Annotated in this window: 11 protein-coding genes; 6 read left to right on the top strand and 5 right to left on the bottom strand. The window is 68.7% G+C overall.

The features are described 5' to 3' along the window. Positions 1 to 63: 63 nt before the first annotated feature. Together ACZ2IA_RS00160 and ACZ2IA_RS00155 are read right to left on the bottom strand one after the other, a co-directional pair. On the bottom strand, positions 64 to 1,869 hold the full coding sequence (locus tag ACZ2IA_RS00160) for a monovalent cation:proton antiporter-2 (CPA2) family protein (RefSeq protein ID WP_470290530.1): 1,806 nt from the start codon (positions 1,867 to 1,869) through the stop codon (positions 64 to 66). Beyond that, positions 1,866 to 2,090 carry a hypothetical protein gene (locus ACZ2IA_RS00155; RefSeq protein ID WP_470290529.1) on the bottom strand — a complete coding sequence of 75 codons (225 nt, stop codon included), beginning with the start codon at positions 2,088 to 2,090 and terminating at the stop codon, positions 1,866 to 1,868. Before ACZ2IA_RS00155 ends, ACZ2IA_RS00160 begins: the two co-directional genes overlap by 4 nt. A 191-nt stretch (positions 2,091 to 2,281) precedes the next feature. Between ACZ2IA_RS00155 and ACZ2IA_RS00150 the strand changes: the two genes are divergently transcribed. Both ACZ2IA_RS00150 and ACZ2IA_RS00145 read left to right on the top strand, forming a co-directional pair. Continuing rightward, entirely contained in the window at positions 2,282 to 6,247 is a 3,966-nt protein-coding gene (locus ACZ2IA_RS00150; RefSeq protein WP_470290528.1) for a Pls/PosA family non-ribosomal peptide synthetase, read from the top strand. After that, on the top strand, positions 6,235 to 6,795 hold the full coding sequence (locus ACZ2IA_RS00145) for a 4'-phosphopantetheinyl transferase family protein (RefSeq protein ID WP_470290527.1): 561 nt from the start codon (positions 6,235 to 6,237) through the stop codon (positions 6,793 to 6,795). The genes ACZ2IA_RS00150 and ACZ2IA_RS00145 overlap by 13 nt, the downstream gene beginning before the upstream one ends. Positions 6,796 to 6,862: 67 nt before the next feature. Here the strand turns inward: ACZ2IA_RS00145 and pdxA are convergent, their stop codons facing one another. The 3 genes from pdxA to ACZ2IA_RS00130 all read right to left on the bottom strand — a co-directional run bounded on the left by pdxA (position 6,863) and on the right by ACZ2IA_RS00130 (position 11,589). Continuing rightward, on the bottom strand, positions 6,863 to 7,837 hold the full coding sequence (pdxA, locus tag ACZ2IA_RS00140; protein WP_470290526.1) for a 4-hydroxythreonine-4-phosphate dehydrogenase PdxA: 975 nt from the start codon (positions 7,835 to 7,837) through the stop codon (positions 6,863 to 6,865). Positions 7,838 to 8,009: 172 nt separating this feature from the next. Beyond that, positions 8,010 to 9,344: a peptidylprolyl isomerase gene (locus tag ACZ2IA_RS00135; protein WP_470290525.1), complete on the bottom strand. Its 1,335-nt coding sequence runs from the start codon at positions 9,342 to 9,344 to the stop codon at positions 8,010 to 8,012. Continuing rightward, complete coding sequence (locus ACZ2IA_RS00130) at positions 9,334 to 11,589, bottom strand: LPS-assembly protein LptD (protein ID WP_470290524.1); 2,256 nt, start codon at positions 11,587 to 11,589, stop codon at positions 9,334 to 9,336. The genes ACZ2IA_RS00135 and ACZ2IA_RS00130 overlap by 11 nt, the downstream gene beginning before the upstream one ends. 75 nt (positions 11,590 to 11,664) lie before the next feature. On the opposite strand from ACZ2IA_RS00130, the gene amgK reads away from it, so the two are divergent. The 4 genes from amgK to ruvA are packed head-to-tail and all read left to right on the top strand — an operon-like array spanning position 11,665 to position 14,520. Further along, positions 11,665 to 12,669 (top strand): N-acetylmuramate/N-acetylglucosamine kinase AmgK, encoded by a 1,005-nt coding sequence (gene amgK, locus ACZ2IA_RS00125; RefSeq protein ID WP_470290523.1) that lies wholly within the window; start codon positions 11,665 to 11,667, stop codon positions 12,667 to 12,669. Beyond that, positions 12,669 to 13,367 carry an N-acetylmuramate alpha-1-phosphate uridylyltransferase MurU gene (gene murU, locus ACZ2IA_RS00120; RefSeq protein WP_470290522.1) on the top strand — a complete coding sequence of 233 codons (699 nt, stop codon included), beginning with the start codon at positions 12,669 to 12,671 and terminating at the stop codon, positions 13,365 to 13,367. Before amgK ends, murU begins: the two co-directional genes overlap by 1 nt. Next, complete coding sequence (gene ruvC, locus ACZ2IA_RS00115) at positions 13,367 to 13,897, top strand: crossover junction endodeoxyribonuclease RuvC (RefSeq protein WP_470290521.1); 531 nt, start codon at positions 13,367 to 13,369, stop codon at positions 13,895 to 13,897. Before murU ends, ruvC begins: the two co-directional genes overlap by 1 nt. A 29-nt stretch (positions 13,898 to 13,926) precedes the next feature. Further along, positions 13,927 to 14,520 (top strand): Holliday junction branch migration protein RuvA, encoded by a 594-nt coding sequence (ruvA, locus tag ACZ2IA_RS00110; protein ID WP_470290520.1) that lies wholly within the window; start codon positions 13,927 to 13,929, stop codon positions 14,518 to 14,520. The last annotated feature ends 11 nt before the right edge of the window (positions 14,521 to 14,531 follow it).

Raw genomic sequence — 14,531 nt, 5'->3', positions numbered from 1 at the left:
CCTTTTTCACTGCAGAATCCGGCGGTAAGCACCGTTCATGCCAGTCATCTGTGCTGGACGGTTTCAATGCCAGTCCGGCTCGTCGTGTTCGTTGGGGCGCTTCAGCTCGGCGCCGAGCAGGTTTTCCAGGTCGCGGCGGCCGCGATTCATCAGCGAGATCAGCCGGCCGCGGTCGTGGCGGTGCTTCAGGCCTTCGGCCAACAAGGCCTCGTCGTGCTGGCGGAAGCGCCAGACCAGGCGTCGCGCGGTGTAGGGCTCGTGGCCGAGCTGGCGCAGTGCCAGTTCGGCGGCGATCAGCGCCGAGCCGAACGTTTCGCGCACCACCTCGACGCCCAGCTCCAGCAGGTCGGCCGCGTCGCTGCGGCCGTGCGCGCGCGCGATGATCGCCAGGTTCGGATAGCGCTGGCGCACCTCCCTGGCGATCTTGATCACCGTGTCCGGGTCGTCGAGCGCCAGCACCAAGAGGCGCGCCCGTGCGGCGCCAGCTGACTCGAGGATGTCGAGCCGGCTGGCGTCGCCGTAATACGCCTTCCAGCCGAAGCGGCGCACCATGTCGATCTGGTTCGGGTCGTGCTCGACGATGGTCGCGCGCTGGCCGATGCCGTGGAACAGCCGCATCACCACCTGGCCGAAGCGGCCGAAGCCGGCGATGATCACCGGGTGCTGTTCGTCGATCACATCGGCCGGACGCGGGTTGCCCTGGCGCTCGAGCCGGGGCAGCAGCCGGTGCTCGAACAGCATCAACAGCAGCGGCGTCGCCACCATCGACAGCACCACCGCCGCCTTGAACTGCGCGGCGCGGGCCTCGTCGAGCAGGCCGAGCCGGTTGGCCTCGGCGAACAGCACGAAGGCGAACTCGCCGACCTGCGACAACAAGAGCGCAAACGGCAGCGCATGCGGTGTCGGCAGCTTGAACAGCCGGCCGAGCGGGAACAGCAGCACGCTCTTGAGCAGCAGCACCGCGGCGGCCAGCGCCAGCACGGTCAGCGGGTCGCGCAGTACCAGCGCCAGGTTCACCGACATACCGACCGCGATGAAGAACAGCCCGAGCAGCAGCCCCTTGAACGGCTCGATGTCGAGTTCCAGCTCGTGGCGGTACTCGCTGTCGGCAAGCAGCACGCCGGCGAGGAACGCCCCGAGCGCCATCGACAGCCCGACCGCCAGCATCAGCTGCGCGACGCCGACCACCAACAGCAGCGAGAAGGCGATGAACACCTCGCGCAAGCCGGCGCCGGCGATCATTCGTAACAACGGCCGCAGCAGGAACTTGCCGAACAGGCCGATCGCCACGATCGCCGCCAGCGCCCGCGCCGCCGCCATCGGGTCGAAGCCGCCGCCGGACGTCGGGGCCAAGAGCGCCAGCGCCATCAACAGCGGAATCACCGCCAGGTCCTGCAAGAGCAGGATCGCGAACGCGGCGTGACCGGGTGCGGTATTGGCGAGCTGCCGTTCGGTCAGCGTCTGCATCACGATCGCGGTCGACGACATCGCCACGCCCATGCCGGCGACTACCGCTACCTCGTTCGGCCAAGCGGCCCAGCGCGCCAGCGCCCACACCGCCGCCAAGGTCAGCCCCACCTGCAGGCCGCCGAGGCCGAAGATGGTGCCGCGCAGCTGCCAGAGCCGGCGCGGCTCCAGCTCCAAGCCGATCAGGAACATCATCAGTACCACGCCGAATTCGGAGAAGTGCAGCACCTCCTCGACCTGGCCGATCAGCCCCAGCCCCCACGGCCCGATCGCCATGCCGGCCACCAGGTAGCCGAGCACCGAGCCGAGGCCGAGCTTCTTGGTCAGCGGCACCATCAGCACGGCGGCGCCCAGATAGATGGTCGCCTGCTGGAAGAAGTCGGGGGACGACAACACGCTCATCGGGCGCCCCCATGGCGGCGGTCGAGCCTATAGGGCGAGGCGTCGGCGCGCAGCGCCCTCAGGTAGTCGCGGTAGGCGAGCGCCCGTCCGACCAACGGTTCGACACCGACCCCGCGGCTGCCGTGGGTGACGTCGGACAACTCGCGCATCGCGCCGAGCAGCGCCTGGTTGGCGCGCGAGTCGCGATGGCTCGGATGGGCGTAGACGATCGGTGTTTTCATGCCGTGAGTGTAACGCTGCCGGCTTGTCTAGGCCTAACGGGTGAGGGAGACGGCTCGGCGCCGTGGCTGTAACGGAAGGTAACCGACGAACGGACGGAGGATACAAACCGATACCATGAAAATCACATTATTTTGCTACATTTCGACGCTTCGAGCCGTTTGAACGGTTCCTGCGTCACTAGGAAAAAAACATGGTATTACGCGGCCCCCACCGCCCCGACCTGCTGCGGCACGAGGTGCTGCCCGATCTGCTCGAGGCCACCGCCGCCCGGGCGCCCCACCAGCCGGCGTTGATCGACGGCGAACGCGTCGTCAACTACGGCGAACTGAACACGCTGGCCGACCTGGCCGCGCACCACCTGATCCAGGCCGGCGTCGCGCCGGGCCAGATCGTCGGCCTGTGGCTGCCGCGCGGCGCCGACCTCCTGATCATGCAGGCGGCGATCACCAAGGCCGGCGCCGCCTGGCTGCCGTTCGACGCCGACACCCCGGTCGAGCGCATCGCGGTCTGCCTGGAAGACGCCGGCGCGACCGGCCTGGTCGGCTGCGCCGCGCTGCTGCCGGCGCTGGCGGGCTTCCCCTTGCCGGTATGGACCGCCGAGGCGCTGCTGGCGCCGGTCGCCGGACCGCTCGCGCGCCGCGCCGGCCTGCGCCCTGAGCACCCGGCCTACGTGATCTATACCTCGGGCTCGACCGGCAAGCCGAAGGGCATCGCGATCGAGCACGGTAGCATCTGCCACTTCCTGAGGAGCGAGAACGAAATCCTCGGCGTGCGCGGCGACGACAAGGTCTACCAGGGCTTCTCGGTCGCGTTCGACATGTCGTTCGAGGAAATCTGGATCTCCTATCTGGTCGGCGCGACGCTGTGGCTCGCGCCGCGCGAGATCGTCAGCGACCCGGATGCGCTGCCGGCGGCGTTGATCCGCGAACAGGTCACCGTGCTGCACGCGGTGCCGACGCTGCTGGCGCTGTTCGGCAGCGACGTGCCGGACTTGCGCATCATCAACCTCGGCGGCGAGATGTGCCCCGAGACGCTGGTCGAGCGCTGGGCGACGCCGGATCGGCTGATGTTCAACACCTACGGACCGACCGAGGCGACGGTGTCGGCGAGCCTGGCGGAACTGAAACGCGGCGAGCCGGTGACAATCGGCAAACCGCTGCCCAACTACGGTCTGCTGGTGGTCGACGCCGGCCTCAACGCGCTGCCGGCCGGCGAAACCGGTGAGCTGTGCATCATCGGCCCCGGCGTCGCCGCCGGCTACCTGGGCCGCCCCGAGCTGACCGCCGAGAAATTCCTGCCCAACCCGTACGCGCACAACGAGCACGAGCTGCGCCTCTACAAGACCGGCGACCTGGCGCGCATCGACGAGCACGGCCAGATCCAGTGCCTCGGTCGTGCCGACGACCAGGTCAAGGTGCGCGGCTTCCGCGTCGAGCTCGGCGAGATCGAGGCGGCGTTGTGCGAGCTGGACGGTGTCGGCACCGCGGCAGTGGTGCTCAAGCCCTTGGCCGGCGTCGATCAGCTGGTCGCCTACCTCGCGACCGAGGGCGGCGCCGACATCGCGATGCCGGTGCTGCGCCAGCGGCTGCGCGAACGGCTGCCGCCGTATATGGTGCCGGCCCTGTTCGAGCCGGTCGAGGTGCTGCCGCGGCTGACCTCGGGCAAGATCGACCGCAAGGCGCTGCGCGCGTTGCCGGTGGCCGACGCGCCGCCGGACGGCGAATCGGATACGCCGGTCAGCGACGCGGAGCTCGCGCTGTTCAATGCACTGGTCCCGCTGTTCCCCGGCCAGGCGCTGCGCCTTTCGGCCGACTTCTTCACTGACATGGGCGGCCATTCCTTGCTCGCCGCGCGGCTGGTGTCGACGCTGCGTCGCGACGCGCGCTTTGCCGCGATCACCGTGCACGACGTCTACCAGCGCCGCACGCTGGCGGCGATCGCCGTGGTGATGGACGAGCGCCGCGTCGATGACGCGCCAACGTTGGCCGAACCGGTGATCGCGACCACGTCGCGCTTCAAGCGCACGCTGTGCGGCGCGGCGCAGGCGCTGTGCCTGCCGCCCTTGATCGGCTTGCGCATGCTGCACTGGCTGGCGCCGTTCTTCACCTACAACTACCTGACCGGCGACGACGGCGACAGCATGCTGCTTGCGGTGCTCGCCTCGCTCGGCGTGTTCCTCGCCGCGCAGCTGGCGAGCTTCGCGATCGCCGTCGCCGGCAAGTGGCTGGTGCTCGGCCGCGCCAAGCCCGGCCGCTACCCGCTGTGGGGCGGCTACTACTTCCGCTGGTGGCTGGCCGATCGCCTCTCCGAGATCCCGTCGGTCTACCTGATCGCCGGTTCGCCGCTGCACGCGATCTATCTGCGCCTGCTCGGGGCCCGGATCGGCCGCGACACGACGATAGGCTCGATCTCGCTGCGCGCACCCGACCTGTTGACGGTCGGCGACGGCGTCAGCATCGGTGCGTCGGTCAACCTCGAGAATGCGCGCGTTGAGCGCGGCAGCCTGCTGCTCGGCACCATCGAGATCGGCCGCGACGGCTACGTCGGCTCGTACGCGACGCTCGAGGGCGGCACGGTGATCGAGGCGGGCGGACACCTCGATGGCTTGTCGGCGCTCGGCTCGGGCCAGCGCGTGCCGGCCGGCCAGGTCTGGGACGGCGCGCCGGCGCGCTGGCAAGCCGATCGCCAGCCGGAACGCTACCCGCCGCGTCCGCAGCCGGGGCGCGGTGCGCGGCTGTTGGCGACGCTCGCCTACCTCGGCGGCGCCGCGCTGGTGGCGGCGCTGTTCTTCATGCCGGTGTTCCCGAGCTTCATGCTGATCGACTGGCTGGACGCTAGCTGGCTCGACCTGTCGTCGCAGGACGCGCCGCCGGGCGTCGCCGCCTTCGCGATCTACCTGCTGCTGGCGCTGCCGGCGAGCGCGCTGTTGGTCGTCGCGACGATGCTGACCGCGGCGGCGTTGCGCTGGCTGGTGCTGCCGAGGCTCACGGCCGGCCAGTGGCCGGTGCACAGCCGCGTCTACTTCCGCAAGTGGATCACCAACCAGATCCAGGAGTCGAGCCTGCAGACCTTGCACGGCCTGTACGCGACGGTGTTCGCGCCATGGTGGTACCGGCTCTTGGGCGCGCGCGTCGGCCGCGGCGCGGAGATCTCGACCGCGATGGGCGTGGTGCCCGACATGCTGACGCTCGGCGACGACACCTTCATCGCCGACGCGGTGATGCTAGGCGACGAGGAGATCGACGCCGGCTGGATGCGGCTGCGCCCGACCGTGGTCGGCAACCGCAGCTTCGTCGGCAACGGCGCCTACATCCCCGACGGCACCACCTTGCCCGAGGACGTGCTGATCGGCGTGCAGTCGAAGGCGCCGGCCGCGATGCAGCAAGGCGACACCTGGGTGGGCTGCCCGCCGATGAGGCTGCCGGCGCGCGAGCAGCTCGCCGGCTTCCCCGCTCACCTGACCTTCCGCCCGTCGACCGGCCGCCGCATCGCGCGAGGCGCGATCGAGGCGCTGCGCACCGTGCTGCCGCTGGCGCTGGTGATCGCGGTCGGCTACTGGACGGTACTGTCGGTGCTGCCGATCGCCGCGCGCGGCGATTGGTTCGAGGCGATCACGCTGATGGCGTCGACCGGCCTGGTGTACGGCGCAGGCTCGCTGCTCCTGGTCGTTGCGCTCAAGTGGCTGCTGATCGGCCGCTATAAGCCGCGCGCCGCGCCGATGTGGACGCGCTTCGTCTGGGTGTCGGAGGCGGTGACCAGCGTGTACGAATCGATGGCGATCCCGAACTGCCTGAACTTCCTGCGCGGCACGCCGCTACTGCCGTACGCGCTGCGCCTGTTCGGCGTGACCATCGGCCGCGGCGTGTATCTCGACACCGCCGACGTGACCGAATTCGACTGCGTGCGCATCGGTGACTACAGCGTGCTCAACGCCTGGTCGGGCCCGCAGACCCACCTGTTCGAAGACCGGGTGATGAAGATTGGCCGGGTCGAGATCGGCGCCGGCGTCACCGTCGGTGCGCGCGCCACCGTGCTCTACGACGCGAGCATCGGCGACGGCGCGACGCTTGGCCCGCTGACCCTGGTGATGAAGGGTGAGCACATCCCGGCCGCCAGCGCCTGGACCGGCTCGCCGGCGGTGCCGTGGCCGCGCTAGCGCACGGCTGGTGGCTGCCACCGGCAACGTTGGCCGAACGCGGTGTCTGCGTCGGCTGGCTGGGGCTGCCGGGGCCGCGCGCGGTGCAGCGGCTGGCGGTGCGACGGGCGCTGCCGGCGCTGGTCGCGGCCGGCTCCGGCCAAGCTCTGGAGTCGCTTCGGCTGGTCGACGGAGAGCCCGCGCCGCGCCTGATCGGTCTCGCCGGCGCCGAGCGGCTGTCGCTGTCGTACGCCGGTGAGCGCGTGGCGTTCGCGTTGGCGGCGCGACCGGTCGGCGTCGACCTGGTCGAGCTGGGCGCACTGCCCGACTGGCAGGACGTCGCGTACGACTTCCTCGGGCCGGCAACGACGCGCGAGCTGATCGCGCTGCCGGAGCATGAACAGACGGCGGCGTTTTGTCTGGCGTGGGCGGAACTGGAGGCGCGCGGCAAGGCGCGCGGGGTCGGTCTCGCCGAATGGAGCACAGATCGCGCGGCGATATTGTGCGGGACGGAGCTAGTCTGCCGCGTGCTGGATCAGGGCTTCGCGCTGGCGGTGGCGGTGGGCTAATTACCGGTTCTTTGAGAGAAAGCCGCTAAAACGGCACGGTTAACCCGTGCGGTCTTCGCGGCTTTTTTCATGCCTTGCGGGTGCTCAGCTGTTCGGCCAAGGTCAGAGCCTCGAACAGGCTGCCCGGCTCGGCGCGGCCGCTGCCGGCCAGTTCCAGGGCGGTACCGTGATCGACCGAGGTGCGGACGATAGGCAGGCCGAGGGTGATGTTGATGCCGCGGCCGAAGCTGGCGTACTTGAGCACCGGCAGGCCCTGGTCGTGGTACATCGCCAGCACCGCGTCGGCGTGCTCGAGCAGCCGCGGCTGGAACAGCGTGTCGGCCGGCAAGGGGCCGGTGAGGTCCATGCCCTCGGCGCGTAGCGACTCCAGCACCGGTGCTATCACGTCGATTTCCTCGCGGCCGAGGTGGCCGTCCTCGCCTGCGTGCGGGTTGAGGCCGGCGACCAGGATGTGCGGGTGGGCGACGCTGAACTTGTGCACAAGGTCGTGGTGCAGGATGCGGATCACCTCGGTCAGGCTGTCTTGAGTGATCGCGTCGGCGACCTCGCGTAGCGGCAGGTGGGTGGTGGCGAGCGCGACGCGCAGGCTGCCGCCGGCCAGCATCATCACTACCCGCGCTGTGCCGGTGCGCTCGGCCAGGTACTCGGTATGGCCGGTAAACGGCACGCCGGCGTCGTTAATCACACCCTTGTGCACCGGCGCGGTGACCATCGCGGCGAACTCCCCGGATACACAGCCGTCGATCGCGGTGTCGAGCGTGGCGAGCACATAGCGGCCGTTGGCCGGATCGAGCTCGCCGGGCCGGCAGGCGGCGGCGAGCGGCACGTGCCACACCTCGACCACGCCCGGCGGGGGAGCCGTGTCCGCCCGGTAGTCGATCAGCGTGACCGGGCGGCCGAGCTGCGCGGCGCGTTCGGCGAGCAGCGTGCGGTCGGCGATCACCACCGGGCGGCAGCGATGGGCGCGCTCGGCCAGGCTCAGCACCAGGTCGGGGCCGATGCCGGCGGGTTCGCCGGCGGTGATGGCGATGACGGGAAGCATGATGTGTCCGTTCAGGAGGCCGCGGCCTCGTCAATGCGCAGTTCCGATACCGGCTACGACCGGCGCGGGCGGCGGGAAATCCGCCCGCCCATCGCGCCATTCTCATGTCATAGCCAAAACAAAACACCCGGTCGGCAGGGCGCGACCGGGTGTCGGGCAGGACGGACGACGCTTACTTGTCGTCGAGCCGTTCCTGCACGTAGGCCGAGTCGCGCAGCTGGCGCACCCAGTCGAGGTAGGCCTGCTCGACCTTGCGCGCGCGCAGCTGCTGCTTGATCGCCAGGCGTTCGCGCTGGTCGGCGACGTCCTGGGTGCGCTTGCCGACCACCTTGATCAAATGCCAGCCGAACGGGCTGCGCACCGGGCTGCTGACCTGGTTGAGCGGCAGGCCGACCATTGCCTTCTCGAACTCCGGCACCGTGTCGCCGAGGTTGACCCAGCCGAGGTCGCCGCCGCGGGTGTTGCTGCCGTCTTCCGAGTAGAGCCGCGCCATCTCCTCGAAGCTGGAGCCGCGGGCGATGCGGTCGCGGATCTGCTCGATCTTGGTGCGCGCGTCGGCCTCGGACACCGCCTCGTTGGTGCGGATCAGGATGTGTTCGGTATGGAACTGCTCGACCAGCTGCGCGGCGCCCTGTGCACGTTTCTCGATCAGCTTGAAGATGTAGAAGCCCTGCGGGCTGCGGATCACGCCGCTGCTGTCGCCCGGCTGCAGCGTCTCGAGCAGCGAAGCGAGCTCCGGCGGCAGCGAGGTGGCCGGCCGCCAGCCCAGATCGCCGCCCTTGAGCGCGTTCGGCGCGTCCGAGTAGGTGGCCGCCACCTGGGCGAACGGCTTGCCGGCCTTGATGTCGGCGAGCGCCGTCTCGGCGCGCTTGGACTTGGCGTCGATGTCCTTGGCGTTGGCGCGTTCCGGCACGCTGACCAGGAGGGTGGCGAGATGGTATTCGCTGCGGTTGGCGGTGTTGGCGCTCTTGAGCACCTGCTCGACTTCGGTGTCGGTGACGGCGACGCGCGACTCGACCTCGCGCTGCTTTAAGCGGTCGAGCGTGATGTCGCGGCGCATGTCGGCACGGAACTGGGCTTGGCTTACGCCGTCCTTGGCGAGCTGCGCGTACATGCCATCGACGCTGACCTTGTTCTGCTTGGCGATCTGCGCGACGGTGCGGTCGAGGTCGGCGTCGTCGACGCTGATGCCGTTGTTGGCGGCGTACTGCAGCTGCACGTCCTCGGTGATCATCTGCTCGAGCACCTGGCGCTTGAGCGCCTCGGCCTCCGGCGGCGCGACGTGCTGGCGCTTCAGGTTGTCGAGCGCCTGCCGGATGCGCTGGTCGAGGTCGAGCTGGGTGATCACCTGCTTGTTGACCACGGCGACGATCCGGTCGATTTCCTTGACCGGGGCCGGCGCGACGGCGAACCCGCTGGTCAGCGGCGGGGTCGGCGAGGTCGCGGCGTGGGCCGAAACGAAGGAGCCCGCCACGAGGACGGCGAGCAGGGTCTGCTTAGAGGTCATTGCTTGTCTCGTTGATCTTGCTGTAACCCGGGATGGAAAGGCGCAGCGTGTTGAGCGGGTTGTTGCCGATGCCAGCCAGGTCCTTGAGTTCGACTTGCACGAAGAACTTGTTCTTGGTGTTGACGAGGTCGGTGACGTAGCGTTGGCCGACCAACCGTAGCGTCCAGCAGCCGTCGTTGTACTCGAAGCCGGCCAGTTGCTCAAGCGGCTTGCGCTGGTTGAGCGAGTAGTTGAGGCGGGCCAAGCCGTACCAGCGCCGGGCGATCGGCCACTGCGCGCCCAGGTCGACCTGGCGCAGCGTCTGCGGCTGGTTGTTGGCGTCGACGTCCTGATCGAAGCCGTAGCGGTAGCGCAGGCTGGCGGTCTTGCCTGGCGCCGGGTTGTAGCGCAGCGCGGCGGTAACCTGCTGAGTATGGCTATCGGCCTGGTTGTACTGGTAGTTGGAGTCGAAGCGCCAGCTCTTGTTCAGGTCGCCGCCGGCGGCGACCAGGATGTCCGAGCCGCGCGTGGTGCGCTGCGTTTCGGTGCCGGCCAGGGTGATGTCGTCGCGGCTGAAAGAGTAGCGCTGCGCAAAGGTCAGCCGCAGCCGCTCCAAGCCGGCTTCATTGTCGATCAGGCGGCTGGTCAGCCCGGCGGTGACCTGGTTGGCGCCGTTGATCCGGTCCGAACCGGAGAAGCGGTTCTCGCTGAACAGCTGCGCGAAGTTGATGTCGTTTTCCGAGGTGTCGAAGTTCGGCAGCTGGTTCTGCGCCTTGGTCGGGATGTAGACGTAGTAGAGGCGCGGTTCCAGCGTCTGCGTGTGCTCGCGGCCGAAGAACTCGGCGTCGCGCTCGAAGGTGAGGCCGCTGTCGGTGCTGAAGATCGGCAGGCCGCGGGTCTGGGTGCTGCCCGGCGCGGCGGTGGCGATCGACGAGCCGCTGAAGCTGTTGAGACTGTACTCGGTGTAGTGGTAGCCGATCTTCGGCCGGACATAGCCCCAGCTCTTGTCGAAGCTCCAGTTCAGCGACGGGTAGGCGACGAAGCGGCTGCCGCTTTGCTGCACATTGCTGCTGAAGTAGGTCCATTCGCTGGCCAGGTTGGCCGAAAAGCCCTCCGGCAGCCCCTTGTTGAGGCTCAGCGTCAGCTGCGGCAGCCGCGCGTACGGCGGCGTCACCGGCGAGAGCGGGTCCTGCTGCAGCGTCTGATAGCGCTGCCAGCGCAACTGGGCGTTGCCGGCGATGCCGGCCGTGTTGAAGCCGTAGTTGAACCACGCTTCGCGGTCGAGGTTGGTGCTGGCGGCGATCGCCTGGCGGTCGCCGAAGTCCTTGAAGTAGGTGTCGTCCGACACCTGGGTGGCGGTGTAGTTGAACGTCAGCCCCGGCAGCAGCGTCTGGCTGTGTGCACCGTTCCACAGCCAGCGGCTGGTGTCGGTGGTGCGGTCGTTCGGCATCTGCTCGGTGTAGATCGAGCCGCGGTAGCTCGGCTCGAGGTAACGGAACTCGCCGGCGAAGCCGTAGCCGCGCTTCTCGTTGTAGCGCGCCGTCAGCGTAGCGTCGTAGTTCGGCGCCAAGTTGAAGTAGTACGGGATGTCGATGCCGAAGCCGTCGCTGCCGCCCGAGACCGTCGGCGTCAACAGGCCCGACTTGCGCCCGCCGTCGAGCGGAAAGTCGATCCACGGCGTGTAGAACACCGGCACGCCCTCGAATTCGAGGTGGGCGTGGTGTGCGACGCCGACGTTGCGGGTGTAGTCGAGGTCGATCGTCGACGCCTTGATGTACCAGGTGTCGTCGCCGGGCGTGCAGGTGTTGAACTTGCCTTGGCGTAGCTGGTACTGGTCCTTGCCCTCGAAGCCGATCTCCTTGCCGTCGCCGCGCAGCCGGCGCTTCGGCCCCTGTTGCGATTGCGCGTCGAAGGTGGCGTCGCTCGCCTGGCCGGTGCGGCTGTCGAGGTAGTAGTCGAGCTCGTGGCCGGTGACGACGGCGCCCGGCTGGGTCAGCGTGAAGCGGTCGCCCGCCTTGACCCGGTTCTTGTCCTGGTAGTAGTCGAGCCAGTCGGCGTTGACGGTCTGGTCATTGCGGGTCACGACCACGTTGCCGCGCGCCTTCAGGCCCTGGTCCATCGTGCCCGACAGGTCGTCGGCGGTGACGTGGGTCTGGTCCGGCTGGGCCTCGGGAGTGGTCAGCACCACCGGCTCGTCCGCCAGCACGAATGGGGAGCAGAAAGCGGTGGCCAGCGCCAGCGCCAGCCGGGTCGGTCGTAACGGCATGCAAATAGCCATATCGTGGGGTGGTCTGGACGTATAAAATCGCACCATTCTATCAGCACCTTGCTTCGAGACGACATGCCGCGACAACACGCCCTGCAAACCTGGCTTGCCACGCTTTATCCGAATACCGACATCGAGCTGGCGTTTGCTGCCGCCGATGCCGACTTCCGGCGCTACTTTCGCGCCAGTTTTCCCGACGGTCATACCCTGATCGCGATGGATGCGCCGCCGGAGCAGATGGACACCCGCCCGTACGCGCAAGTTCGCGAACTGTTCGCGATGCTCAATGTGCCGAAGATCGTCGCGCACGACGCCGAGCAGGGCTTCATGCTGCTCGAGGATCTCGGCAACACCACGTATCTGGCCGCCTTGCAGCACGACCCGCGCCCGGAAGTCGCCAAGCTGCTGCTGCTCGAGGCGATCGACGAGCTGATCACGCTGCAGCAGGCCAGCCGCCCCGGCGTGTTGCCGGAATACGACGCCGCGCTGTTGACCCGCGAGATGAATCTGTTCCCGGAGTGGTTCGCCGCCAAGGAGCTCGGTAAGCCGTTCACCTTCGCGCAGCGCCAGGTCTGGGAGTCCAGCGTCAAGCTGATCGTCGAGCGCGTGCTCGCGCAGCCCAAGGTGTTCGTGCACCGCGACTACATCGTGCGGAACCTGATGCTGACCCGCGGCCGCCCCGGCGTGCTCGACTTCCAGGACGCGGTGTACGGCCCGATCAGCTACGACCTGGTGTCGCTATTGCGCGACGCCTTCCTCGGCTGGGACGAGGAATTCGTGCTCGACCTGGTGGTGCGCTACTGGGAAAAGGCGCGTGCCGCCGGCCTGCCGGTCAATCCGGAGATCGACGCGTTCTACCGCGACTTCGAATGGATGGGCGTGCAGCGCCACCTGAAGGTCGCCGGGATTTTCGCGCGGCTCTATCACCGCGACGGCAAGGACAAGTACCGCGGCGAGATCCCGCGCTTCCTCGGCTACCTGAAGAAGACCTGCCGCCGTTACAACGAGCTCGCGCCGCTCTACCAGCTGATCGTCCAGCTAGTCGGTGACGACGAGGTCAGCACCGGGTACACCTTCTGATGCGGGCGATGATCCTCGCCGCCGGTCGCGGCGAACGGCTGCGGCCGTTGACCGACCACACCCCGAAACCATTGCTGCCGGTCGGCGGCCAGCCGCTAATCGTCTGGCACATCCGGCGCCTGGCTGCCGCCGGTATCACCGAGCTGGTGATCAACCACGCCTGGCACGGCGACAAGATCGAGGCGGCGCTCGGCGACGGGGCGCGTTGGGGCGTGAGCATCGCCTACTCGTGCGAGGGCCACGCGCTCGAGACCGCCGGCGGCATCGCCACCGCCTTGCCGCTGCTCGGCGACGCGCCGTTCCTGGTGGTGAACGGCGACGTGCTGACCGACGTGAACTTCGCCGGCCTGGCCGAACGGGCCGCCGGACTCGACGGGGCGACAGGGCTGGCGCATCTGGTGATGGTCGACAGCCCGGCGCATCACCCGGGCGGCGACTTCGGCCTGCTGGCCGACGGCCGGCTTTCGGCCAACCCGGCCGACGGTGCGCCGTTGACCTACGCCGGCGTCGGCGTCTACCACCCGGCTCTATTCGTCGACACCGCGGCCCATCAGCCGGCCAAGCTCGCGCCCTTGTTGCGCGCGGCGATGGCCAGCGGGCAGATCAGCGGCGAGCACCACCCCGGCCTGTGGATCGACGTCGGCACCGCCGAGCGGCTGGCCGAGGCCGACGCGATCGCGCGCCACTGGGTGAGTTGATGTCGAGGCGCATCCTCGGCATCGACCCGGGCAGCCGCATCACCGGCTTCGGCGTGATCGACGTGGTCGGCCAGCAGCGACACTACATCGCCTCCGGCTGCATCCGCACCCCGCAGGGCGCCACCTTGGCCGAACGGATCCGCGTGATCGTCGACGGCCTGTTCGACGTGATCGCCACCTACCAGCCCAGCGAGGCGGCGATCGAGCAGGTGTTCGTCAACGTCAACCCGGCGGCGACGCTGATGCTCGGCCAGGCGCGCGGCGCCTGTGTGTCGGCGCTGGTGCTGAAGGATCTGCCGGTCGCCGAGTACACCGCCTTGCAGGTCAAGCAGTCGGTGGTCGGCCACGGCAAGGCGCCGAAGGAGCAGGTGCAGTATATGGTGGTGACCATGCTCAACCTGTCCGGCACGCCGCAGGCCGACGCCGCCGACGCGCTGGCGGTGGCGCTGGCGCATGCCAACCATTCGGGCGGCGCGATCGGTGCGCTGGCCCGGCAAGGGCTGCGCGTCAAGGGCGGCCGGCTCGCCTGATTTCAACCTTTTCCCCCTAAGGACTCACGATGATTGGACGCCTCAGCGGCTCGCTGATCGAAAAACTCCCGCCGCAGGTGGTGCTCGACGTGAACGGCGTCGGCTACGAGGTGGACGTGCCGATGAGCACCTTCTACCAGCTGCCGCCGCTCGGCGACAGAGTCGTTCTGTTCACCCACCAGGTGGTGCGCGAGGACGCGCACCTCTTGTTCGGCTTCGCCAGCAAGGACGAGCGCCAGACCTTCCGCGCGCTGATCAAGGTCACCGGCATCGGCGCCAAGATCGCGCTGGCGATCCTGTCGACCTTGTCGGCCGACGAGCTGGCGATCGCGATCGCCGCCGAGGACATCAAGCGGCTGTCGGCGGTGCCGGGCATCGGCAAGAAGACCGCCGAGCGGCTGGTGCTGGAGTTGCGTGGCAAGCTGGTGACCGGTGGTGCGGTGGCGACGCCGGGAGGCCTGCCGCTGGCGGGAGAGCCGTCAGCGCTCGACGACGTCGCCAACGCCTTGCTGGCGCTCGGCTACAACGAGAAGGAAGCGGCCGCGGCGGTGAAGGTGCTGCCGGCCTGCGTCGGCGTCAGCGAGGGCATCCGCCTGGCGCTGAAGGGGCTGGTGAAAGCTTAAAGGGGAAGACC

The organism is Crenobacter sp. CS_VA4 (genome assembly GCF_055597485.1).
This window is presented reverse-complemented; position numbering and strand designations above follow the sequence as displayed.

Excerpts from the sequence above, each read along its gene's own strand:
- ACZ2IA_RS00160 (WP_470290530.1), bottom strand. The coding sequence starts at position 1,869 with ATGAGCGTGTTGTCGTCCCCCGACTTCTTCCAGCAGGCGACCATCTAT.
- ACZ2IA_RS00155 (WP_470290529.1), bottom strand. The coding sequence starts at position 2,090 with ATGAAAACACCGATCGTCTACGCCCATCCGAGCCATCGCGACTCGCGC.
- ACZ2IA_RS00150 (WP_470290528.1), top strand. The coding sequence starts at position 2,282 with ATGGTATTACGCGGCCCCCACCGCCCCGACCTGCTGCGGCACGAGGTG.
- pdxA (WP_470290526.1), bottom strand. The coding sequence starts at position 7,837 with ATGCTTCCCGTCATCGCCATCACCGCCGGCGAACCCGCCGGCATCGGC.
- ACZ2IA_RS00135 (WP_470290525.1), bottom strand. The coding sequence starts at position 9,344 with ATGACCTCTAAGCAGACCCTGCTCGCCGTCCTCGTGGCGGGCTCCTTC.
- ACZ2IA_RS00130 (WP_470290524.1), bottom strand. The coding sequence starts at position 11,589 with ATGCCGTTACGACCGACCCGGCTGGCGCTGGCGCTGGCCACCGCTTTC.
- amgK (WP_470290523.1), top strand. The coding sequence starts at position 11,665 with ATGCCGCGACAACACGCCCTGCAAACCTGGCTTGCCACGCTTTATCCG.
- murU (WP_470290522.1), top strand. The coding sequence starts at position 12,669 with ATGCGGGCGATGATCCTCGCCGCCGGTCGCGGCGAACGGCTGCGGCCG.
- ruvC (WP_470290521.1), top strand. The coding sequence starts at position 13,367 with ATGTCGAGGCGCATCCTCGGCATCGACCCGGGCAGCCGCATCACCGGC.
- ruvA (WP_470290520.1), top strand. The coding sequence starts at position 13,927 with ATGATTGGACGCCTCAGCGGCTCGCTGATCGAAAAACTCCCGCCGCAG.